We start from the raw sequence: 18,705 nt of genomic DNA on the forward strand, positions 1-18,705 counted from the left end.
CCGGGCCCGGTGGCGACGGGGCTCTCGACCCGGCGCGAACCGCCCCCTGGCTGGTCGTCCTGGCCGGCGCCGCTGCCGGCCGCGCCGCCGTGGGCTGGGCGCAGGAGCGCTACGGGCGGCGCGCCGCCACCCACGTCGTGGCGGACCTGCGTGAGCAGGTGGTGGCGCACGCGGTGGAGCTCGGGCCGCGGCCTCCGGCAGGTGCCCGGCCCGCCGACGTCGCGACGCTGGCCACCCGCGGGCTGGCGGATCTCGAGCCCTACCTCGTGCGGTTCCTGCCGCAGCTGCTCCTCACCGCTCTCGTCACTCCGGCCACGGTGCTGGTGGTGCTGGGCCTCGACTGGGTCTCCGCGCTGATCGCGGCGGTGACCCTGCCGCTGGTGCCGTTCTTCATGTGGCTGATCGGCACGATGACGGCAGGCACGTCCGAGCGACGCCTGGCCACCGTGGAACGACTGGGCTCGCAGGTGCTCGATCTCGTCGCCGGCCTGCCGACGCTGCGTGCGTTCGGTCGCGCGATCGGCCCCGGCGCACGGGTGCGGGCGCTCGGCGAGTCCTCCCGCCGGGCCACGATGGCCACCCTGCGTGTCGCGTTCCTCTCCGGAGCCGTGCTCGAGCTGCTGACCACGCTCTGCGTGGCGATCATCGCGGTGGGTGTCGGGCTGCGCCTGGTGCACGGCGGCATCGAGCTGGTCCCCGCCCTGGCCGTGCTCGTGCTCGCGCCGGAGATCTTCCTGCCGCTGCGTCGCGTCGGTGCCGAGTTCCACGCCTCGAGCGACGGGCTCGCCGCCACGGCCCGTGCGTTCGCCGTGCTCGACATGCCGGTCCCGCCGCCGGCGGACCGGTCGGCACCGGGCGCCGTCGGCGGCATGCTGGTGCTCGACGACGTCACCGTGCGTGCACCGGGCCGGAACGTCGACGCGCCGGCTCACCTGTCGGCCCGGATCCCGCTCGGCACCGGCGAGCCGGGTGGCGGCCGGGTGGTCGCGCTGCGCGGCCCCAGCGGCGCCGGCAAGTCCACGCTGGTCCTGCTGCTCCTCGGCCTGCTGCGCCCCGACGGGGGTCGCGTCCTCCTCGCCCCGGCCTCCGCCGGGGAGGAGGCTCAGGAGCTGGACCGCGTCTCCGGCTGGTGGGAGCAGGTCGCCTGGGTGCCGCAGCGCCCGGCGATCGGCCCGGGAACCGTGCACGACGTCGTCACCGACGGCCGCGACGTGCCCCTCCAGGCGCTGGACGCGGTCGCCAGGACCACCGGCCTGGACACGGTCCTGGCGAGCCTGCCGGACGGCTGGGAGACCCGGGTGGGCCTCGGCGGAACCGGGCTCAGCGTCGGGCAGCGTCAGCGGGTGGCCCTGGCACGCACGCTCGTGGGTGCCACCGACCGCCCCGTGGTGGTCCTGGACGAGCCGACCGCTCACCTGGACGCCCGTGGCGAGCAGGTGGTGCTCGACACCGTGCGGGCGTGGCGGGACGCCGGACGGACCGTCGTCGTCGTCGCGCACCGCGGATCCGTCCTCGCCCTGGCCGACCAGGTCGTCGACGTCGACGCGCGAGAGGTGGTGGCGTCGTGACCGACCCGCTGCGGGAGCTCCTTCCGCTGCTCGAGATCCGGTGGTCCCGGGTGGCCCGTGCCGTCGCGCTCGGCTCCCTCACGCTGGTGTGCGCGATCGGGCTGGCGGCCGCCGCCGCGTGGCTCGTCGCGCGGGCCTCGCAGATGCCACCGGTGCTGGTGCTGTCCGTGGCGACCGTCGGCGTGCGCGCGTTCGGCACGGGCCGGGCCTTCTTCCGCTACCTCGAGCGGCTCGCGTCCCACGACGTCGCGCTGCGCGGCATGGCGGCCCTGCGCGCCAACCTGTACGAGCGGATCGCGCGTGGTGGGGCCGACGTCGTGGCGCTGCGTCGCGGCGACCTCCTGGCCCGGGTCGGCAGCGACGTCGACGACGTCGGCGACGTCGTCGTGCGGGCGATGATCCCCGCGGCCGTCGCCGTCGTCGCGGGACTCGGCTCGGTCCTGCTGGTGGGGGTCTTCCTGCCGGCCGCCGGGCTCGTGCTGCTGGCCTGCCTGCTCCTGACCGGCGTGGTCTCCCCCTGGCTGGCGTCCCGCGCGTCGGCGTCGGTCGAGCTGCGCGGCGCGGCGGCACGTGGAGAGGTGGCCGCTCGCACGCTGGAGCTGCTGGAGGACGGCCAGCAGCTCCGGGTCGGCGGCCTGCTCGCCGACCGGCGGGCCGGGCTCCGCGCGGCCGAGGCCCGCCTCGCCGCCGCGACCGACGACGGCGCGCGCGTCGCGGGCGTCTCGGCAGGCATCGAGGCCGGCGCCCAGACGCTGGCCGTGCTCGGCTGCCTGCTGCTCGGCGTCCCGGCGGCGCTCGCCGGGGACCTGGCCGCGACGGAGCTCGCCGTCGTCGTCCTGACCCCGCTGGCCGTGTTCGAGGTCACCGCGGCGCTGCCGGCCGCCGCCGTCCAGCTGCGCCGGTCTCGCGCGGCGGCGCGGCGCCTGCTCGAGCTCCTCTCCCCCGCCGACGGCGCGTCCGCGCCCGCACCCGAGGCCCGGCCGGTGCGGCACGGCACGTCGGGCCACCTGGTGCTGACGGGGGTGGGTGCCGGGTGGGGCGGCCCCGCGGGAGCCACCGTGGTGTCCGGCGTCGACCTCGACATGAATCCCGGATCGGTCGTCGCGCTGGCCGGTGCGTCCGGCGTGGGCAAGACGACGTTGCTGCTGACCGCCGCCGGTCTCCTGGCGCCCACCGCGGGCGAGGTGGACGGGCACGGGCTCTTCGTCGCCGAGGACGGCCACGTCTTCGGCACGACGGTGCTGGAGAACCTCCGGGTGGCCCGGGCGGACGTCGACGAGGCCGAGGCGCGTGACGCCCTCGCCGCCGTGGGGCTCGGCGACTGGCTGGACGGGCTGCCGGACGACCTGGCCACGGTGCTCGGCACCGGCGGCAGCGACGTCTCCGGCGGCGAACGGCGGCGCCTGCTCGTCGCGCGGGCGCTGCTCGCCCCGCACCGCGTGCTGCTGGTCGACGAGCCGGCCGAGCACCTCGACGCCCGCACCGCCGACGCCCTGGTGGAGACGCTCGCGACGATCGCCCGCACGACCGGCCGCTCCGTGGTGCTCGCCTCCCACCGGCTCGCACCGCTCGGCACGGCCGACGAGGTGCTCCTGCTCGGGCACCACGACGCGAGCGCGGCCGGCGCGCCGGCGCACGTCCTCGCGCGCGGGACCCATGCGGACCTCCTGCGCGACGTCCCGGACTACCGCTGGGCGGCGGGTCAGGAGCTGGCCCCGGCCTGAGCCGGGCCGGCTCCGAGCGAGGGGACCCTGGGCGCACGGCACCCCGACCAGGGTGGGGTTGGGGGTGTTCCCTGATGTCCGGCCGTGCGCAGCCTCCGTAGCGTTCCAGCCATGATCAGGATCGACTCGCTCACCCAGCGCTACGGGAGCGTCGCCGCCGTCGACGACGTCTCGTTCGCCGCGTTCCCCGGTCGTGTCACCGGATTCCTCGGCCCGAACGGTGCCGGGAAGTCCACCACCCTGCGCGCGCTCACCGGGCTCTCCACCCCGACGGCAGGCCGCACGACGGTGCTGGGCCACCGCTACCAGGACCTGCCGAACCCCGGGCTGGAGGTGGGCGTCCTGCTCGACGCCTCTGCCCAGCACGGCGGCCGCACCGGTCGGGAGACGCTCGTCCTGGCGCAGCGCACCATGGGCCTGCCCGCCATCCGGGTCGACGAGATGCTCGATCTCGTCGGCCTCACGTGGGCCGAGGGCAAGCGTCGCGTGCGCGACTACTCCCTCGGCATGCGCCAGCGCCTCGGGATCGCGACCGCGCTCATGGGCGACCCGAGGGTCCTCGTGCTCGACGAGCCCGCCAACGGGCTCGACCCCGCGGGCATCCGCTGGATGCGGGACCTCCTGCGCGGTTTCGCGGACGACGGCGGGACCGTCCTGCTGTCCAGCCACCTGCTCTCGGAGATCGAGATGATCGCGGACGACATCATCATGATCGGCCACGGCCGCATCGTCGCCTCCGGTGCGACGGCCGAGCTCCTCGCCGGCGCCGGCACGCTGGTCCGGTCGGACGACGGCGCGCTGCTCGCCGACGCCCTCGTCGCCGCGGGCTTCCAGGCCACGCCGCGACCCGACGGTGCGGTGGCCACCGACGCCGACCCGGCGACCGCGGGCCAGGTCGCGTTCCGCGCCGGGCTGCCGGTCACCGAGCTGCGCACCGCCGACGGCCACGGCCTGGAGGAGATGTTCCTCGAGCTCACCGCGGCCGACCAGCGCGAGGGCGCCACCTCGCGAGGAATCCACCACCCGAACGGAGCCGCAGCATGAGCGCCCCGGTCCTGGACACCGCCGTCGTCGAGCCGCTCGCCACCACGCGACCGCGCATCCCGCTCACACGGCTGGTCGACGTCGAGTTCCGCAAGCTGGTCGACACCCGGTCGAGCCGCTGGCTCCTCGCCTCGGTACCCCTGCTCACCCTGGTGGTCGTCACCGGCGTCACGCTCTGGGGCCGCGACGACGAGGTCACCTTCGGCATGCACACGACCACCAACATGATGCCGCTGGAACTGGTCCTGCCCCTGGTCGCGGTCCTCTCCGTGGCCGGCGAGTGGAGCCAGCGGAGCGCGCTGACGACGTTCGCGCTGGTGCCTCGGCGGGGCCGCGTCGTGTCGGCCAAGGCGGTCGCCCTGCTGGTCGCCACGCTGGCGGCGACGGCGACCGTCGTCGCCCTGAGCGCGGTCGGCACGGTGGTCGCCGCGCAGGTCCGCGGCATCGGGACCGTCTGGGACCTCCCGGTCGACCTGGCGCTCCGCCTGGCCCTCGCGAACGTCCTGGCGGTGGCGTTCGGGTTCCTGGTCGGCCTCGCGATCCGCAGCACGGCGCCCGCCATGGTCGCCTACCTCGGCTTCATGCTCGTGCTGCCGATGGTCTCCAGCGTGATCGCGGGCCTGTGGGACTGGTGGGCCGCGAACGGCGCCTGGCTGGACCTGAGCTGGTCGACGAGCTTCGTCACCGCACCGGAGATGACGGGCGAGCAGTGGGGCCAGGTCGGCACCTCGGCCCTGCTCTGGATCGTGGTGCCCCTGGCTCTCGCGGTGCGGCGGCTGCTGCGGACCGAGATCCGCTGAGAGATCGGGCCCTCGGGGCGGTCAGCGACCCAGCAGCGACATCGCCGCCGCCCTGCCCGGGATGGCGCTGACTCCCCCGCCCCGGCGTGCCCCGGCGCCGGCCAGCAGCACGCGGGGGTGGACGGTCTCGACGCCCCACGTGCCCGGGGCGTCGAGACCGTCACCCGTCTCCGACCAGGGCCACGACAGGTCCCGGTGGAAGATGTGCCCGCCCGGGAGCCCGACGCTGCCCTCGAGGTCCAGCGGCGTGCGCGCCTCGAGGCAGGGCGCACCGTCCGGGGCACGCCACAGCACGTCCTCGACCGGCTCGGCCAGCACCGAGTCCAGCGAGCGCAGCGTGGCCGCGAGCGCCCGCTCCCGGGTTCCCTCCGGATCGGCCCGGAACAGTCGTGCCGGCATGTGCAGCCCGAACAGCGTCAGGGTCTGCGCCCCGGCGGCCCGCAGGTCCGGCCCGAGGATCGAGTCGTCGGTCAGCGAGTGGCAGTAGATCTCGCAGGGTGGCAGGTCGGGGACGTGCCCGGCCGCGGCCTGGTGGTACGCCGCCTGGAGCTGGCTGGCGCTCTCGTTGACGTGGAACGTCCCCGAGAAGGCCGCGACGGGGTCGAGGTCCTCGCGCAGCCGGGGCAGGCGGCGCAGCAGCATGTTGACCTTGAGCTGGGCCCCCTCGGGCTCCGCGGCGGTGGCGCGGCCCGACGGCGTCGCCCCGGCGGCGGCCAGCAGGGCGTCCAGCGTGGCGGGGGCGGCCCCGCTCACCACGGCTCCGGCACGCACCCCGTGGGTCCTGCCGTCGGCGTCGGTCCACGCGACCTCGGCGTCGCTGTCCGCCGAGCCGGGGTCGACGGCGGTGACGTCCGCTCCGGTGACCACCGTGGCACCGGCCGCCAGCACGGCGTCCCGCAGCGCTCCCGAGACCGCGCCCATCCCGCCCACCGGCACGTCCCAGTCACCTGTCCCACCACCGATGACGTGGTACAGGAAGCACCGGTTCTGGATCAGCGAGGCGTCGTCGAGGTCGGCGAACGTCCCGATGAGGCCGTCCGTGGCCGCCACGCCGCGCACGACGTCGGAGTCGAAGGTGGCACGCAGGGTCTCGCCCAGCGGCTGCTCGACGACGGCACGCCAGGTCGCGTCGTCGTCCACCAGCGACCGGGCCTCGTCCCGGGAGACCAACGGCCGGGTGACGGTCGGGAAGAGCCGCTCCGCCAGGCGGCCGATCCGGGCGGAGAACGCCTGCCAGGCCGCGTGGTCCGCGCCGGCGCCGAGCGCCTCGAACGAGGCGCGCGTCGCGTCGTCGGACCCGGTGTCGACGAGCAGCCCGCCCGTGCCCACGGGTGTGTACGACGAGAACCGTCGGCGGCGCAGGGTCAGGCGCAGACCGAGCTCGTCGACGACCTGCCGCGGCATCAGGGAGACGAGGTAGGAGTACCGCGACAGGCGCGCGTCGACGCCGTCGAACACGCGCGCGGACACCGACGCACCGCCCACCGCTGCGAGACGTTCGAGGAGCAGTACCGAGCGACCGGCACGGGCGAGGTAGGCGGCGGTGGTCAACCCGTTGTGGCCGCCGCCGACGATCACGGCGTCGTAGCGGGCGGCGGTCTCCGGTGCGCTCATGCGCGTCATCCTGGCACGGCGTCTCGGGTAACGTCCGAGCCGTGAAGATCCTCGTGCCGAGCAACGTGCCCTTCGACCTCACGATCGACGTCGACGGCGTCGAGGTCGCCCCCTACGTCATGCGCGAGGAGGTGCCGGCCGAGCACCTCGACGCCGAGGCCATCGTGACGTGGGCGAGCCCTCAGCGGGTCATGGACGACGCGGCGCGCCGGCTGACCCGGCTGCGCTGGGTGCAGACCCTCAACGCCGGACCGGACCAGGCCCTGGCCACCGACTTCGCGCCGGACGTCGTGATCGCCTCGGGCCGCGGGCTGCACGACACCACGGTCGCCGAGCACACCCTGGCACTCCTGCTCGCCTCCGTGCGCCGCCTCGACCGGACGCTGGACGCCCAGCGCGCGCACGAGTGGGACCGGGACCTGGGCCGGGAGCAGGCCCGCGCGGAGTCGGAGTTCACGCTGCGCGGCGCCCACGTGGTGGTCTGGGGCTTCGGCTCGATCGCGGCCGTGCTGGCTCCGCTGCTCACCGCGCTGGGTGCCCGCGTGACAGGCGTGGCGTCCACCGACGGCGAGCGGTACGGCCACCCGGTCGTGGCGGCGTCCCGCCTGGCGGAGGTGCTGCCGACGGCGGACGTGCTCGTCTCGCTGCTGCCCGCGACGCCGCAGACGCGCCACGCGCTCGACGCGTCGGTCCTGGCGATGCTCCCCGCCCACGCGCGGTTCGTGAACGCCGGCCGTGGCGCCACGGTGGACGAGGACGCGCTGGCGACCGCGCTGCGCTCGGGGGCGCTGGCCGGCGCCGCCCTGGACGTCACCGAGACCGAGCCGCTGCCCGCGGGCTCCGACCTGTGGGACGTGCCCGGGCTCATCCTCACGCCGCACGTCGCCGGCGGACGTCCGCAGGGAGCCGCGCGGTTCGTCAGCGAGCAGGTGCGCCGCTGGCTGGCCGGCGGCGCCGCGGACCTGCGCAACGTCGTCGACCGCTGACCTGTCAGCCGGCGGCCCGGCTCCGCTGCCGCACGTGGCGGCGCTCCTGGAGGTAGGTGGCCACGATGGTGACGAGGAAGAAGAAGCCGACGCCCTTCAGGCGATCCTCGGGCGCCGTCGTGCCGAGGACGACGGCGAGCAGGGCCAGCACGACGCCGAGGTAGAGGCCGAACCAGAGGTAGCGGCGCGGGTCGCCGTCGTCGTACGCCGTCCAGTAGCGCGTGGTGAGGAACGACGCCGCCACCGGACCGACGATCGTCACGGCAGAGTTCAGACTGGCGGCGTCCAGCACGGGTGCTCCTCGTCGGTCGATCGGTCGGTAGGCGGCTCGGCGACCGAGCCTAGTGCTCCCCGCCGCGGGCGAGCGACGCTCCAGCGGACCGGGACCCGGTCTACCAGCGCCCCTGACGCGGGCGTGGCTGGCAACGGGGGCAGCTGAACGACGAGCGGTTCATGAACTCGTCGCGCCGCACCGGCGTCGCACAGCGGGGGCACGGCTCGCCCGCCTGCCCGTAGACCGCCAGGGAACGGGAGAAGTAGCCCGACTCGCCGTTGACGTCGACGTAGAGCGCGTCGAAGCTCGTGCCGCCCTGGCCGAGCGCCTCGGTCATCACCTCGGCGGCGGCGTCGAGCACACGGTGCGCCACCGGGCGCGTCATCGCGTCCGTGGCGCGGGCGAAGTGCACCCGGGCGCGCCACAGCGCCTCGTCGGCGTAGATGTTGCCCACCCCGGACACCACCGTCTGGTCCAGCAGGGCACGCTTGATGCCCGTCCGACGACGGCGCAACCTCGCGACCACCAGGTCGCGGTCGAGCGCGGGGTCGAGCAGGTCGCGGGCGATGTGCGCCACGGGCTCGGGCAGCGCGGGCAACGGCGAGCCGTACCCGCCCGGAGCGCCGTCCGGCGTCGGCGCCAGGTCGGTCACGGAGAGGTGGCCGAAGGTCCGCTGGTCGACGAAGTCCACGTAGCGGGCGCCCGACGGCGCTCCGTCGACGTGCAGCCGCACGCGCAGGTGGGGGTGGGCCCACTCCCCCGCGACCGCCGGATCGCGGACCAGGAGCTGACCGGACATCCCCAGGTGTGCGAGCAGCGCCGCCGACGGCTCGTGCCCCGGCTCGTCCAGCGGCAGCCAGAGGTACTTGCCGCGGCGCGCCGCACCGATGACGCGACGCCCGCGGAGCTGGTCGGCGAACCCGGCCGGGCCGCCGTCGTGCCGCCGCACGGAGTACTCGCGGAAGACCTCGACGTCGCACACCACGGCGCCCACGACGAGCCGGTCGAGACCGTCCCGCACGGTCTCGACCTCGGGGAGCTCAGGCACCGACGGGGAGGGCCGTGATCGCGCGGTACGCCTGCTCGGCGGCCGCCTGCTCCGCGTGCTTCTTCGCGGTGCCCTGGCCGATCCCGACCACCGGGCCCGCCGTCACCTGCGCCTCGAACCTGCGCGCGTGCTCGGGCCCTTCGCCCACGACCGAGTAGACCGGAGCCCCGAAGCCCCGCTCGGCCGCAGCCTCCTGCAGGGACGTCTTCCAGTCCAGGCCGGCGCCGAGGTCGGCGGCCTGGTCGAGCGTCTCGTCGACGAGCCGGTGCACGAGGTCGCGGGACACCTCGAGCCCGTGCGAGAGATAGGTGGCGCCCAGGAGCGCCTCGACGGTGTCCGACAGGATCGAGTCCTTGTCGTACCCCCGGGTGCGCATCTCCCCCTTGCCGAGCAGGACGTAGCGGCCGAGCTCCAGGCGGCGGGCGATCGCCGCGAGAGAGCGCTGGGAGACCGTCGCGGCGCGCATCTTCGCCAGCTCGCCCTCGGGCTTGTCGGGGTGGCGCCGGTACAGCGCCTCCGTCACCACGAGTCCGAGCACGGTGTCGCCGAGGAACTCGAGCCGCTCGTTGGTGGGAATCCCCCCGGCCTCGTGCGCGAAGGACCGGTGCGTCAGGGCAAGCACGAGAAGCTCGGGATCCAGATGGACCCCGAGCTTCTCGAGGAGCTCACGCGGCTCCGGCCTCCCGGAAGAAGATGCGGGGCCGGTTGCAGGCATCTCAGCCGGCGTGCTCGGTACGCAGCGCCTCCGCGTACTGACGACCCTTGTACGCGCCGCAGGTCGGGCACGCAGTGTGGGACAGCTTCTGTCCCTTGCAGCTCGGGCACGTGGTGAGGGTCGCCGCGGTGGTCTTCCACTGCGAACGACGCGCACGGGTGTTGCTGCGCGACATCTTGCGCTTCGGAACAGCCACGGTCAGCTCTCTTTCGTCTCGTCGGACACGCTCGACTCCTCGAGCATGGTCTGCAGCGCCGCCCAGCGAGGGTCGACGACGTCATGGTGGTGCTCGGGGTCGTCCGCGAGCCGCGCTCCGCACTCGGAGCACAGGCCGGGGCAGTCCTGCCGGCACAGCGGTTGAAATGGTAGTGCAGTCACGAGCGAATCCCGAACCACGGGTTCGAGGTCCGCCAGGTCGTCGGTCAGCTCGGGCTCGTCCTCGGCCTCGTCGTCGCCCGACTCGTCGGCCGCCTGGGCCCGCTCCGGGTAGACGAAGAGCTCCTGGACGCGGACCGTCACCTCGTCACGGACCTCGTCGAGGCAGCGCACGCACTCGCCCACGGCCGTGCCCCGCACGACGCCGGAGACCAGCACACCCTCCAGCACGGACTCGAGCCGCAGCCCGAGCGTCAGGTCGGCTCCCTCGGGCACGCCGATGACCGCCGTGCCCATGTCGGCGGGCGCAGGAACGACGCGCGCGACCTCCCGCATGGTGCCGGGACGTCGCGACAGCTCGTGCGTGTCGAGCACGAGCGGCGATCGCTTGTCGGTCGTGATGAGCTGCTCCTGGGGGTGGGCGCGCCGAGACCGGCGCACGCAGGCGGTGGGGATGCTGTGGTCCGAGCGGACCAGCGTCCCAGTCTACGCGATCGTGCGACCTCGGCCAACGGACCGCCGACGTGACGTGCGCAACGCCGGCCGGGGGCGGCAGGTCAGGCGCTGCGCTCCTCCGCGCGGTCGCCCGCCTGAGGCCACTCCGGGTCGCTCACGGCGTCCCAGCGCACCCGCGGCGCCCCGGTGTTCAGCCGGCCCGCCAGCTTGGCGCGGCCCGCCTGGACCTGGGCCCCGAGCTTGCCCAGGTCGGCCTCGAAGTCCGCGAGCCGCCCGTCGCAGTACTCGTCGGCGTCGGTGCGCAGCGCGGCGGCCTGCCGCTCGGCGTCGGCGACGATCTCCGCGGCGCGGGACTCCGCCTGCACCACGACCTGCTCGGCCTGCACCAGCTCGATGGCCCGTGCCCGGGCGGTCGCGAGGACCTCCTCGGCCTGGCGATGGGCACCCTCGAGCGTCCGCTCCGCGTCGGCGAGGACGTCGTCCGCCCGCGCCAGCTGGGTGGGCAACGACCCGCGCAGCTCCTCGACGAGCGTCAACGCCTGCTCCCGGTCGATCTTGACGTTCGTCGACAGCGGCGACGTGCGCGCGCTCTCGATGAGAGCGGCCAGGTCGTCGATGATCTCGAGAAGTCCGGCGGTCGGGTTCTGTGTCTCGGTCATGTGCTGCTCCTCACGCACGGTGCGCGATCGCGGCGCGCACCGCCTCGGCCGCGGCGGGCGGCACGAGGTCGTCGATCGGCCCGCCGTGGCGGGCGATGTCCTTGACCAGCGACGACGCCACGTGGGCATAGCGCTGCTCGGCCGGCAGGAAGACGGTCTCCACACCGCTCAGGTGTCGGTTCATCAGAGCCATCGGATGCTCGCCGTCGAAGTCCGCCCCGCCCCGCAGACCCTTCACGACGGCGACGGCCCCGACCTGCCGGCAGAAGTCGACCAGGAGGCCGGGCACCGGCTCCACCCGCACGGAGCCGAGGTCCGGGTCCTCGGCGAGCGCACCGCGCACCACCTCGATCCGTTCCTCGGGCTTCAGGAGAGCGGACTTGGAGGCGTTGTGGGCCACGCCGACCACGACGACCTCGAACAGGCGCGCCGCGCGGCGCACGATGTCGAGGTGCCCGTACGTGATCGGGTCGAAGGACCCGGGACAGACTGCGATGCTCACGCCCCGACGCTAACGCGGGAGGCGGCGGATCTGGCCGAGGCTCCCCGGAGTGGTCCCCACCCGACCGGAGCTGCGGCTCGCGGACCGTCAGGACGGCCGGTCGGGCTCCGCGTAGTGCACCGTCGTGTCCCCGTACGTCTTCGAGGCGATGGGCACCAGCCCGTCCGGCCACTCGGGTTCGCCGCTGCGCCGGGCGCGCTCCACCACGACGACCGCTTCGGGCGCGAGCACGCCCGGTGCGGCCAGGTCGACGAGGATGCCGGCCAGGGCGGCTCCGGCCAGGTCGTACGGCGGGTCGATGAGCACCAGGTCGAACGGCACGACCGGGCCGCCCGCGCCGCCGTCGGACGCCAGCCGGGCCGCGCAGCGCTCCGCGGGCTCGGCGAGGACGCGGACGGTGCCGCCCAGGCCGAGGGTGGCGACGTTGCGCCGGGCGACGTCGGCGGCCTTGCGCGCCGACTCCACCAGGAGGACCTCGGACGCTCCACGGCTCGCCGCCTCGATGCCGAGGGCTCCCGAGCCGGCGAAGAGGTCCAGCACCCGGCCGCCGTCGATCACCCCGTAGTGCTCCAGGCGGGAGAACATCGCCTCACGGACACGTTCGCTCGTGGGCCGGGTGCCCGACGTCGGCACCGCGAGGGTGCGCCCGCCGACGGTCCCGGAGACGATCCTGGTCATGCCGCCGAGCGTAGCCGCCGTCGGTCAGTCGGACGGGAGCGCCACCTCGGCGAGCACCGGCCGGTGGTCGCTGCCCGTGCGCCCCAGGGTGGCGACGCGGGTGACCTCGGCACCCCGGGCGAGCACATGGTCGATCCGCACCACGGGCAGCGTGGACGGGAAGGTGAAGCCGAACGAGCCGCGCGGCGTCGCCACCTGCTCGAGCACCGGGTCCAGGGCGCGATCGGCGAGGGTCGTGTTGAGGTCGCCGCCCACGACGATCGCGGTCGAGGTGTCCTCGGCCAGCACGTCCGCGAGCCTCCGCAAGGAGGCGTCCCGCGCGTCCGACCCGAATCCCTGCGCACCGAGCCGGACCGACGGCGAGTGCACCGCGTACACGCGCACGTCCGCGCCCTCGACGGTGTCGACGACGACCCGGAGCCCGCGGTCCCACGAGACGTCGGCGTCGGGTGGGCGCAGGTCGACCGGCTCGGCGCCGACCAGCGGGAACCGCGACCACACACCGACGGTGCCCTGGACGGCGCGGTAGGGCAGAGCCGCGGCCAAGGCCTCGGTGAGCTCCTCGTCGAGCTGCGGCGTCACCTCCACCAACGTCACGACGTCCGGCTCCGGCTCGAGCAGCACGGCCACCGTGCCGGCGACGTCGGTGTTGGTGTCGGCGACGTTGTGGTGGACGACGACGAGGTTCGGCCGGGGTGCCGGCGTGGCGGCGGAGAACGGCCAGCACACCCACAGCCAGATGCCCGAGGCGAAGAGGACGGCGAGGCCCGCACCGCCCGCACGACGCCGGACGGCGAGGACGCCCAGCACCAGGAGGACGAGGCAGCACCACGGCAGGAACGTCTCCACCAGGCTCCCCAGGCCGCCGACGTCCGGCAGCGCGCCGTGCAGGATCATCAGCAGACCGGTCGCCAGCGCCACCGCGGCCAGGACCGTCCCGGAGCGACCGGCCGGGCCCTGCACCGCCGGGCGGACCTTCGGCCGGTCCTTCGGGCGGCCTGGAGGACGGGGCGTCGGTCGAACGGGCCGCCGGGCCGCCGGACGTCGCCGCGGGCGCGCCGACGGGCCGGGCGTCGCGACGGTGTTCACGCCCCGACCGTAGCCAGCGGCGGCGGACCGCGCCGGTCGCCACGCTCAGGCGCGCTCCAGGAACTCCTCCTGCTCGGCGTCGAGCTGCGCCGCGATGGCGTCCCGGAGCGTCGCGTGGTCGCCCAGCGCCGGGTCCGCCTCGACCACCTGCGTGGCCTCCGCGCGCGCCTCGGCGATCAGGTCGGCGTCCTTGACCACCCGCAGCAGACGCAGGGAGCTCGAACGGCCCGACTGCGCGGCACCGAGCACGTCGCCCTCCGACCGCAGCTCGAGGTCGAGCGTCGCGAGCTCGAAGCCGTCGGTGGTCGCCGCGAGCGCCTCGACGCGCGCCGCCGCAGGCGTGCCGGGCTGCGCCGTGGAGACCAGCAGGCACAGGCCGGGATGCCCGCCACGGCCGATGCGACCCCGCAGCTGGTGGAGCTGGGAGATGCCGAACCGGTCGGCGTCGAACACGACCATGACGGTGGCCTCCGGCACGTCCACACCCACCTCGATGACCGTGGTGGACACGAGCACCGGTGCCTCGCCCGCGGCGAACCGCGCCATCGCGGCGTCCTTGTCCGCGGGCAGCAGCTGGCCGTGCAGCACACCGATCTCGACACCGGCCAGGCGGGGCATCGAGCGCAGCATGTCGGCGACCTCCAGCACGGCCCGCAGCGGCGCCCGGTCGCTGCCCTCGCCGTCGGCCAGCTCGAGGAACTCGGGGACGTCGTCGAACTCCGCCGAGCCCTGCGCGCCCCGGCCGGTGCTGCCGGGCACGTCGACGTCGTCGTCCGGATGGATCCGGGGGCACACCACGTAGGCGCGCCGTCCCGCGTCGACCTCCTCGCGCACCTTCTCCCACACACGCTCGTTCCAGCGCGGGTTGGCCGCCGGCACCACGTGGGACGTGATCCCGGCCCGGCCGGCGGGCAGCTCCGTGAGCGTCGACGTCTCCAGGTCGCCGAACACCGTCATCGCGACGGTGCGTGGGATCGGCGTGGCGGTCATGACCAGGAGGTGCGGCGCGACACGCCCCTTGGCGCGCAGCGCATCGCGCTGCTCGACCCCGAACCGGTGCTGCTCGTCGACGACCACGAGCCCGAGGTCCGCGAACTGCACCTGGTCGCCGAGCAGGGCGTGCGTGCCCACGACGATCCCTGCCTCGCCGCTCGCCGCCTGCAGCAGCGCCTCCTTGCGTGCGCCGGCCCCGAGCGACCCGGTCAGCAGCGCGACGCGGGTGCCGTGCGCCGCACCGCCGAGCAGACCCCCCTCGGCCAGCGGCCCGAGCATGCCCCGGAGGGTGCGGGCGTGCTGGGCGGCGAGCACCTCGGTCGGCGCGAGGAGGGCTGCCTGCCCCCCGGCGTCGACCACCTGGAGCATGGCCCGCAGGGCGACCACCGTCTTGCCCGAGCCGACCTCGCCCTGCAGCAGCCGCTGCATCGGGCGCGCCTCGGACAGCTCGGCGGCGACCTGCTCGCCGACGCGGCGCTGGCCGTCGGTGAGCGCGAAGGGCAGCGCCGCGTCGAAGTCGTCGAGCAGACCGGCGGGTCGAGGCGGCCGGGCCGTGGCCTCCTCCGCGGCGGTGCGGGCGCGGCGCTGGGCGAGCGCTGCCTGCAGCACGAACGCCTCCTCGAACCGCAGCCGACGGCGTCCGCGCTGCCAGTGCTCGGCGGCGTCGGGGACGTGCACCGCCCGCAGGGCGTCGAGGCGCGTGGGAAGGCCCAGCCGTGCCCGGACCTCGTCCGGCACCGGGTCGTCGACGTCGTCCTCCGTGAGCGGGTCCAGCACCGTGCGCACGGCCCGCTGGATGCGCCACGTCGGCACGGCGGCGGTCGCGGGGTAGAGGGGGATGGGACGCGACGCCTCGACCATCGCCTCCTCGTCGTCGTCCGCGTCGACCCCCACCAGGATGTAGTCCGGGTGCGTGAGCTGACGGGTACCGCGGTACTCGGAGACCACGCCGGTGAAGAGGCCGGACCGCCCCGGACGCAGCTTGTCCTCGTGCGGGCGCAGCGCACCGGCCCGCTTGGCGAAGAAGGTGAGGCCGAGCTCGTGCCGCCCGTCCGTGACGACGGCCTGCAGCAGCGCCCCGCCGCGGCTGCGCATCGGGCGCACCGTGGCCCGGGCGACCCGCGCCATGACGGTCACGTGCTCACCCAGCTGCAGCCGGTCCATGTCCGTCAGCCGGCCCGGGTCGCCGTAGCGCCGTGGGTAGTGCCGCAGGAGGTCGTCGACGGTCTCCAGCCCCATCTTGGCCAGGGGCCCTGCCGCGCGCTTGCCGAGCGTCGTGGCGAGCGGCTCGGCCAGCCGTCCGGTCACCAGGCCTCCCCGCTCAGCGCCCCGATCGCCGGTTCGTCCCCGGGGTCCTCCGCCGGTTCGACACCGATGCCCACGTGGTCCCCGGCGCGTCCCGTGGGCAGCACGACGACGTCGGCACCGGCGGCGACGGCCGCCACCTGCTCGGCGAGCGCGTCCACCACCGCTGCCGGGACGTCCCGGTCCGGCAGGAGCGCGACGATGCCGGCGTCCGCCCCGAGGGCGGACACGAGCCGCGTCAGCGCAGTGGGCGCGGCCGCCGCGGCGGGCCGTGCGGCGCGCAGTCGGTCCAGGGCGCCACGGACGACGCCGGGGACGTCGGCCGGCTCGCCACCGCTGCCCGCGGCGTCGAGGGCTCCGGCGAGCGCCGCGACGGCGGTGACCAGGTGCACGTCGCTCGCGGCAGGCACGACGACGACGTCGGAGGCCGCGGCGGGGCCGTCCCCGACCCCGTCCCGCCCGCCGAGCGCGTCCACCGCGTCCTGCAGCCCGCCGTCGCCGAGCACGGCGGGTGGGGCGAGCACGAGCACGTGGGGCGTCCCCGCCCCCAGGACCGCCTGCGCGAGGTCCTCCCGGGTGGGCGGCACGTCGAGGTCGAGCAGCACGACCGCACCTCCCGAGGCGAGCTCCGTCGCCAGGGCGGGGGCCGACGTCGTCGTCACGACCGCCCAGTCCGCCGGCGGGACCGCCAGGTGGCGCACGTGGACACGGGAGACCGCGCCGCGGCCGGACCAGCGGCGGGCGACCTCGAGCGCCCGGTCCAGCTCGGGCGTGTGCACGTGCGCCTGCCACACGGACTCCACGTCCTCGCCGGTCGCGTCACCGGCGCCGCCACCCACGACGACGACGGAGTTGCCCACCTCGTCGAGATCGGCCCGCAGGGCGTCGGCCACCGCACCCGGCCGGAACCCCGCGGCGTCGGCCGCCCGGTGGAGGACGAACATGAGCTCCACCTCGTCGGCCGCCGGGACCTCGCCGTGCTCGCCCGGGGGCGCGACGGCGGTGTCGGCCCCGCCGTCCGCCGGCGCGTAGCCCGTCAGGTCCAGGTCGAGCAGCACGGGCGCCATGATGCCTCCCGGGGCTGACACACCGTCGTGGCCGGATGCCGCGCCCGCGTGCCGCTGGGCCTCGGCGAGCGCGGCCAGGATCAGCAGCAGGCCGCACGCCCCCGCGTCCAGCACACCGGCGTCACGCAGCGGGGCGAGCGTGCCCACGCTGCGCAGCGCGGCCTCCCGGGCGCCCCGGCGCGCGGCGTCCAGGACCGTGAGCCGCTCCGGTGCGCCCAGCGGCCCGACCATGCCGCCGGCCTCGGCGTGCCGGGCAGCCGCGGCCGCGGAGTCGGCTGCCGTGAGGATGGTCCCGGACGCCGGGTGCGCCACGGCCCGCCGCGCCGACCGTGCGGCCACGTCCAGGGCCACGCCGAGGCTGTCGCGCCGGCTCGCCGCGAGGGCGAGTCCTCGCCACCACTCGCTGAGGATCACCCCCGAGTTGCCGCGGGCCTGCAGGAGCGCGGCACGGGCACCCAGACGGAGCAGGCGCGCCCCGCTCGCCCCGTCGTCCGCGTCGTGGATGGCGGCACCCGCCTCGCGCACGGTGAGGTACATGTTGGTCCCGGTGTCGCCGTCGGCCACGGGGAACACGTTCACGCCGTCGAGCTCCGTCCGCGCGGAGGCGAGCGCGTCGGTGGCGCCACGGGCCCACGCACGGACGACGGAGGCGTCGAGGAGCTCGGGCTGGACCACGCCCCCCACCGTAGCGGTGACCAACCCAACGCCGGCGCTGTTGAGCCCGGCGCCGTCCATCGGCTATCCTCGTGTGGTTGCCCGGACTTCCGGGCGCCCCCAGACCATCAACACCTCACGTCTTGCTGCCATGGTGCGCGGGACGTGCACGACGATTCAGGAGAAACCGTGGCTGCCAACTGCGACGTCTGCGGCAAGGGCCCGGGCTTCGGGCACAGCATCTCGCACTCCCACATCCGCACCAAGCGCCGCTGGAACCCCAACATCCAGCGCGTGCGTGCTGTCGTCGCGGGCACTCCCAAGCGCGTGAACGTGTGCACCTCGTGCCTCAAGGCCGGCAAGGTCCAGCGCAAGGCATGAGCCCAGCGCCTCGGCGCGACGAACTGCATGACGAACGCCCGTCGGGTCCTCCCGGCGGGCGTTCTGTCGTGCCTGGACACCTGCCGAAGGCAAAGGGTTCGTGAAGCGTTCACCTCCACCCCTAGGCGAACCTTCCCCGACGTGGCAGTCTGAGGACATGATGGTGGAGACCGACAACGACGTGGTGATTCGCACTGCGACGACTGCCGACGCCGCTGCGATCGCCCACGTGCACGTGACGTCCTGGAAAGGCGCCTACTCCCACGTGCTGCCCGCCTCCTACCTCGACTCCCTCGACGTGGCGGAGCGCGCCGAGAAGTGGGAGAAGATCCTGACGTCCGGACACGGCACCACCATCGTCGCGGAGGCCGACGGCCGCACGCTCGGGTTCGCGAGCTACGGCCCGTCCCGGGACGAGGACGCCGAGGACGACTGCCTGGAGCTCTACGCCATCTACCTGGACCCGGAGGCCTGGGGCCGCGGCGTCGCACGGGACCTCATCCGGACGGTGCTGGCGGACGTCTCGCCGACCCAGTGCATGACCCTGTGGGTCCTCGACGAGAACGAGCGGGCGCACCACTTCTACCGCCGCCACGGATTCCAGCCCGACGGCATCGAGCGCATCGAGGACATCGAGGACGTGCCGGTGACGGAGGTCCGGTTCCTCCGCGCGGCCGAGCGCTGACCCGGAGCGAGCCTGCGAGCACAGGGCCAGCGCGACCGGAGGAACCGGCGCTGACCCGGAGCGAGCCTGCGAGCACAGGGCCAGCGCG

Annotated in this window: 19 protein-coding genes; 7 read left to right on the plus strand and 12 right to left on the minus strand. The window is 75.1% G+C overall.

What is annotated here, in order from left to right; translation table 11 throughout:
• From cydD to MWU57_RS16970, 4 genes are all read left to right on the plus strand, one after another.
• On the plus strand, nt 1–1,568 hold a 1,568-nt coding region (gene cydD / locus MWU57_RS16955; protein ID WP_246910829.1), incomplete at its 5' end, for a thiol reductant ABC exporter subunit CydD.
• Nucleotides 1,565–3,292 (plus strand): thiol reductant ABC exporter subunit CydC, encoded by a 1,728-nt coding sequence (cydC, locus tag MWU57_RS16960; protein WP_246910830.1) that lies wholly within the window; start codon nt 1,565–1,567, stop codon nt 3,290–3,292. The genes cydD and cydC, both read left to right, overlap by 4 nt.
• 111 nt (nt 3,293–3,403) lie before the next feature.
• A complete protein-coding gene (locus tag MWU57_RS16965) occupies nt 3,404–4,336 on the plus strand; it encodes an ABC transporter ATP-binding protein (RefSeq protein WP_246910832.1) in 933 nt (310 codons plus the stop codon).
• Complete coding sequence (locus MWU57_RS16970) at nt 4,333–5,136, plus strand: ABC transporter permease (RefSeq protein WP_246910834.1); 804 nt, start codon at nt 4,333–4,335, stop codon at nt 5,134–5,136. Before MWU57_RS16965 ends, MWU57_RS16970 begins: the two co-directional genes overlap by 4 nt.
• 21 nt (nt 5,137–5,157) lie before the next feature.
• Here MWU57_RS16970 and MWU57_RS16975 read toward each other — a convergent pair whose 3' ends face one another.
• A complete protein-coding gene (locus MWU57_RS16975) occupies nt 5,158–6,750 on the minus strand; it encodes an NAD(P)/FAD-dependent oxidoreductase (protein ID WP_246910836.1) in 1,593 nt (530 codons plus the stop codon).
• Between the two features lie 41 nt (nt 6,751–6,791).
• Here MWU57_RS16975 and MWU57_RS16980 point away from each other — a divergent pair, with 41 nt between their 5' ends.
• Nucleotides 6,792–7,736 carry an NAD(P)-dependent oxidoreductase gene (locus tag MWU57_RS16980; protein WP_106268533.1) on the plus strand — a complete coding sequence of 315 codons (945 nt, stop codon included), beginning with the start codon at nt 6,792–6,794 and terminating at the stop codon, nt 7,734–7,736.
• Between the two features lie 4 nt (nt 7,737–7,740).
• On the opposite strand, the gene MWU57_RS16985 is transcribed toward MWU57_RS16980, so the two are convergent.
• The 11 genes from MWU57_RS16985 to MWU57_RS17035 all read right to left on the minus strand — a co-directional run bounded on the left by MWU57_RS16985 (nt 7,741) and on the right by MWU57_RS17035 (nt 17,572).
• Nucleotides 7,741–8,028 (minus strand): hypothetical protein, encoded by a 288-nt coding sequence (locus tag MWU57_RS16985; protein ID WP_246910837.1) that lies wholly within the window; start codon nt 8,026–8,028, stop codon nt 7,741–7,743.
• Between the two features lie 100 nt (nt 8,029–8,128).
• On the minus strand, nt 8,129–9,058 hold the full coding sequence (gene mutM / locus MWU57_RS16990; RefSeq protein ID WP_246910838.1) for a bifunctional DNA-formamidopyrimidine glycosylase/DNA-(apurinic or apyrimidinic site) lyase: 930 nt from the start codon (nt 9,056–9,058) through the stop codon (nt 8,129–8,131).
• Nucleotides 9,051–9,773, minus strand: a complete 723-nt coding sequence (gene rnc / locus MWU57_RS16995) for a ribonuclease III (protein WP_106268539.1) — start codon at nt 9,771–9,773, stop codon at nt 9,051–9,053. Before rnc ends, mutM begins: the two co-directional genes overlap by 8 nt.
• 1 nt (nt 9,774) lies before the next feature.
• The gene (rpmF, locus tag MWU57_RS17000; RefSeq protein ID WP_106268541.1) at nt 9,775–9,969 is read right to left on the minus strand and encodes a 50S ribosomal protein L32; all 195 of its coding nucleotides are present in this window, start codon (nt 9,967–9,969) and stop codon (nt 9,775–9,777) included.
• A 2-nt stretch (nt 9,970–9,971) separates the two neighbouring features.
• The gene (locus tag MWU57_RS17005; RefSeq protein WP_106268726.1) at nt 9,972–10,523 is read right to left on the minus strand and encodes a DUF177 domain-containing protein; all 552 of its coding nucleotides are present in this window, start codon (nt 10,521–10,523) and stop codon (nt 9,972–9,974) included.
• 182 nt (nt 10,524–10,705) lie between these two features.
• Nucleotides 10,706–11,263 carry a hypothetical protein gene (locus MWU57_RS17010; protein WP_246910839.1) on the minus strand — a complete coding sequence of 186 codons (558 nt, stop codon included), beginning with the start codon at nt 11,261–11,263 and terminating at the stop codon, nt 10,706–10,708.
• A gap of 10 nt (nt 11,264–11,273) precedes the next feature.
• Nucleotides 11,274–11,765 (minus strand): pantetheine-phosphate adenylyltransferase, encoded by a 492-nt coding sequence (gene coaD / locus MWU57_RS17015; protein ID WP_106268545.1) that lies wholly within the window; start codon nt 11,763–11,765, stop codon nt 11,274–11,276.
• 87 nt (nt 11,766–11,852) lie between these two features.
• A complete protein-coding gene (rsmD, locus tag MWU57_RS17020) occupies nt 11,853–12,443 on the minus strand; it encodes a 16S rRNA (guanine(966)-N(2))-methyltransferase RsmD (RefSeq protein ID WP_246910840.1) in 591 nt (196 codons plus the stop codon).
• A 24-nt stretch (nt 12,444–12,467) separates the two neighbouring features.
• Nucleotides 12,468–13,406: an endonuclease/exonuclease/phosphatase family protein gene (locus MWU57_RS17025; protein WP_246910841.1), complete on the minus strand. Its 939-nt coding sequence runs from the start codon at nt 13,404–13,406 to the stop codon at nt 12,468–12,470.
• Between the two features lie 171 nt (nt 13,407–13,577).
• Nucleotides 13,578–15,833, minus strand: coding sequence for an ATP-dependent DNA helicase RecG (locus tag MWU57_RS17030; protein ID WP_246910844.1), 2,256 nt, complete (start codon nt 15,831–15,833; stop codon nt 13,578–13,580).
• Nucleotides 15,830–17,572, minus strand: a complete 1,743-nt coding sequence (locus tag MWU57_RS17035; RefSeq protein WP_246910846.1) for a DAK2 domain-containing protein — start codon at nt 17,570–17,572, stop codon at nt 15,830–15,832. The genes MWU57_RS17030 and MWU57_RS17035 overlap by 4 nt, the downstream gene beginning before the upstream one ends.
• Before the next feature lie 168 nt (nt 17,573–17,740).
• On the opposite strand from MWU57_RS17035, the gene rpmB reads away from it, so the two are divergent.
• The gene (gene rpmB / locus MWU57_RS17040) at nt 17,741–17,932 is read left to right on the plus strand and encodes a 50S ribosomal protein L28 (protein ID WP_106268555.1); all 192 of its coding nucleotides are present in this window, start codon (nt 17,741–17,743) and stop codon (nt 17,930–17,932) included.
• 157 nt (nt 17,933–18,089) lie between these two features.
• Complete coding sequence (locus MWU57_RS17045) at nt 18,090–18,617, plus strand: GNAT family N-acetyltransferase (protein ID WP_246910848.1); 528 nt, start codon at nt 18,090–18,092, stop codon at nt 18,615–18,617.
• Nucleotides 18,618–18,705: the final 88 nt, after the last annotated feature.

Source organism: Isoptericola sp. S6320L, from assembly GCF_023015685.1.
GTDB lineage: Bacteria > Actinomycetota > Actinomycetes > Actinomycetales > Cellulomonadaceae > Isoptericola > Isoptericola halotolerans_A.

What these genes read in the sequence shown, in the direction of transcription:
- MWU57_RS16965 (WP_246910832.1), top strand. Translation starts at nt 3,404, where the DNA reads ATGATCAGGATCGACTCGCTCACCCAGCGCTACGGGAGCGTCGCCGCC.
- MWU57_RS16970 (WP_246910834.1), top strand. Translation starts at nt 4,333, where the DNA reads ATGAGCGCCCCGGTCCTGGACACCGCCGTCGTCGAGCCGCTCGCCACC.
- MWU57_RS16975 (WP_246910836.1), bottom strand. Translation starts at nt 6,750, where the DNA reads ATGAGCGCACCGGAGACCGCCGCCCGCTACGACGCCGTGATCGTCGGC.
- rnc (WP_106268539.1), bottom strand. Translation starts at nt 9,773, where the DNA reads ATGCCTGCAACCGGCCCCGCATCTTCTTCCGGGAGGCCGGAGCCGCGT.
- MWU57_RS17010 (WP_246910839.1), bottom strand. Translation starts at nt 11,263, where the DNA reads ATGACCGAGACACAGAACCCGACCGCCGGACTTCTCGAGATCATCGAC.
- rsmD (WP_246910840.1), bottom strand. Translation starts at nt 12,443, where the DNA reads ATGACCAGGATCGTCTCCGGGACCGTCGGCGGGCGCACCCTCGCGGTG.
- MWU57_RS17045 (WP_246910848.1), top strand. Translation starts at nt 18,090, where the DNA reads ATGATGGTGGAGACCGACAACGACGTGGTGATTCGCACTGCGACGACT.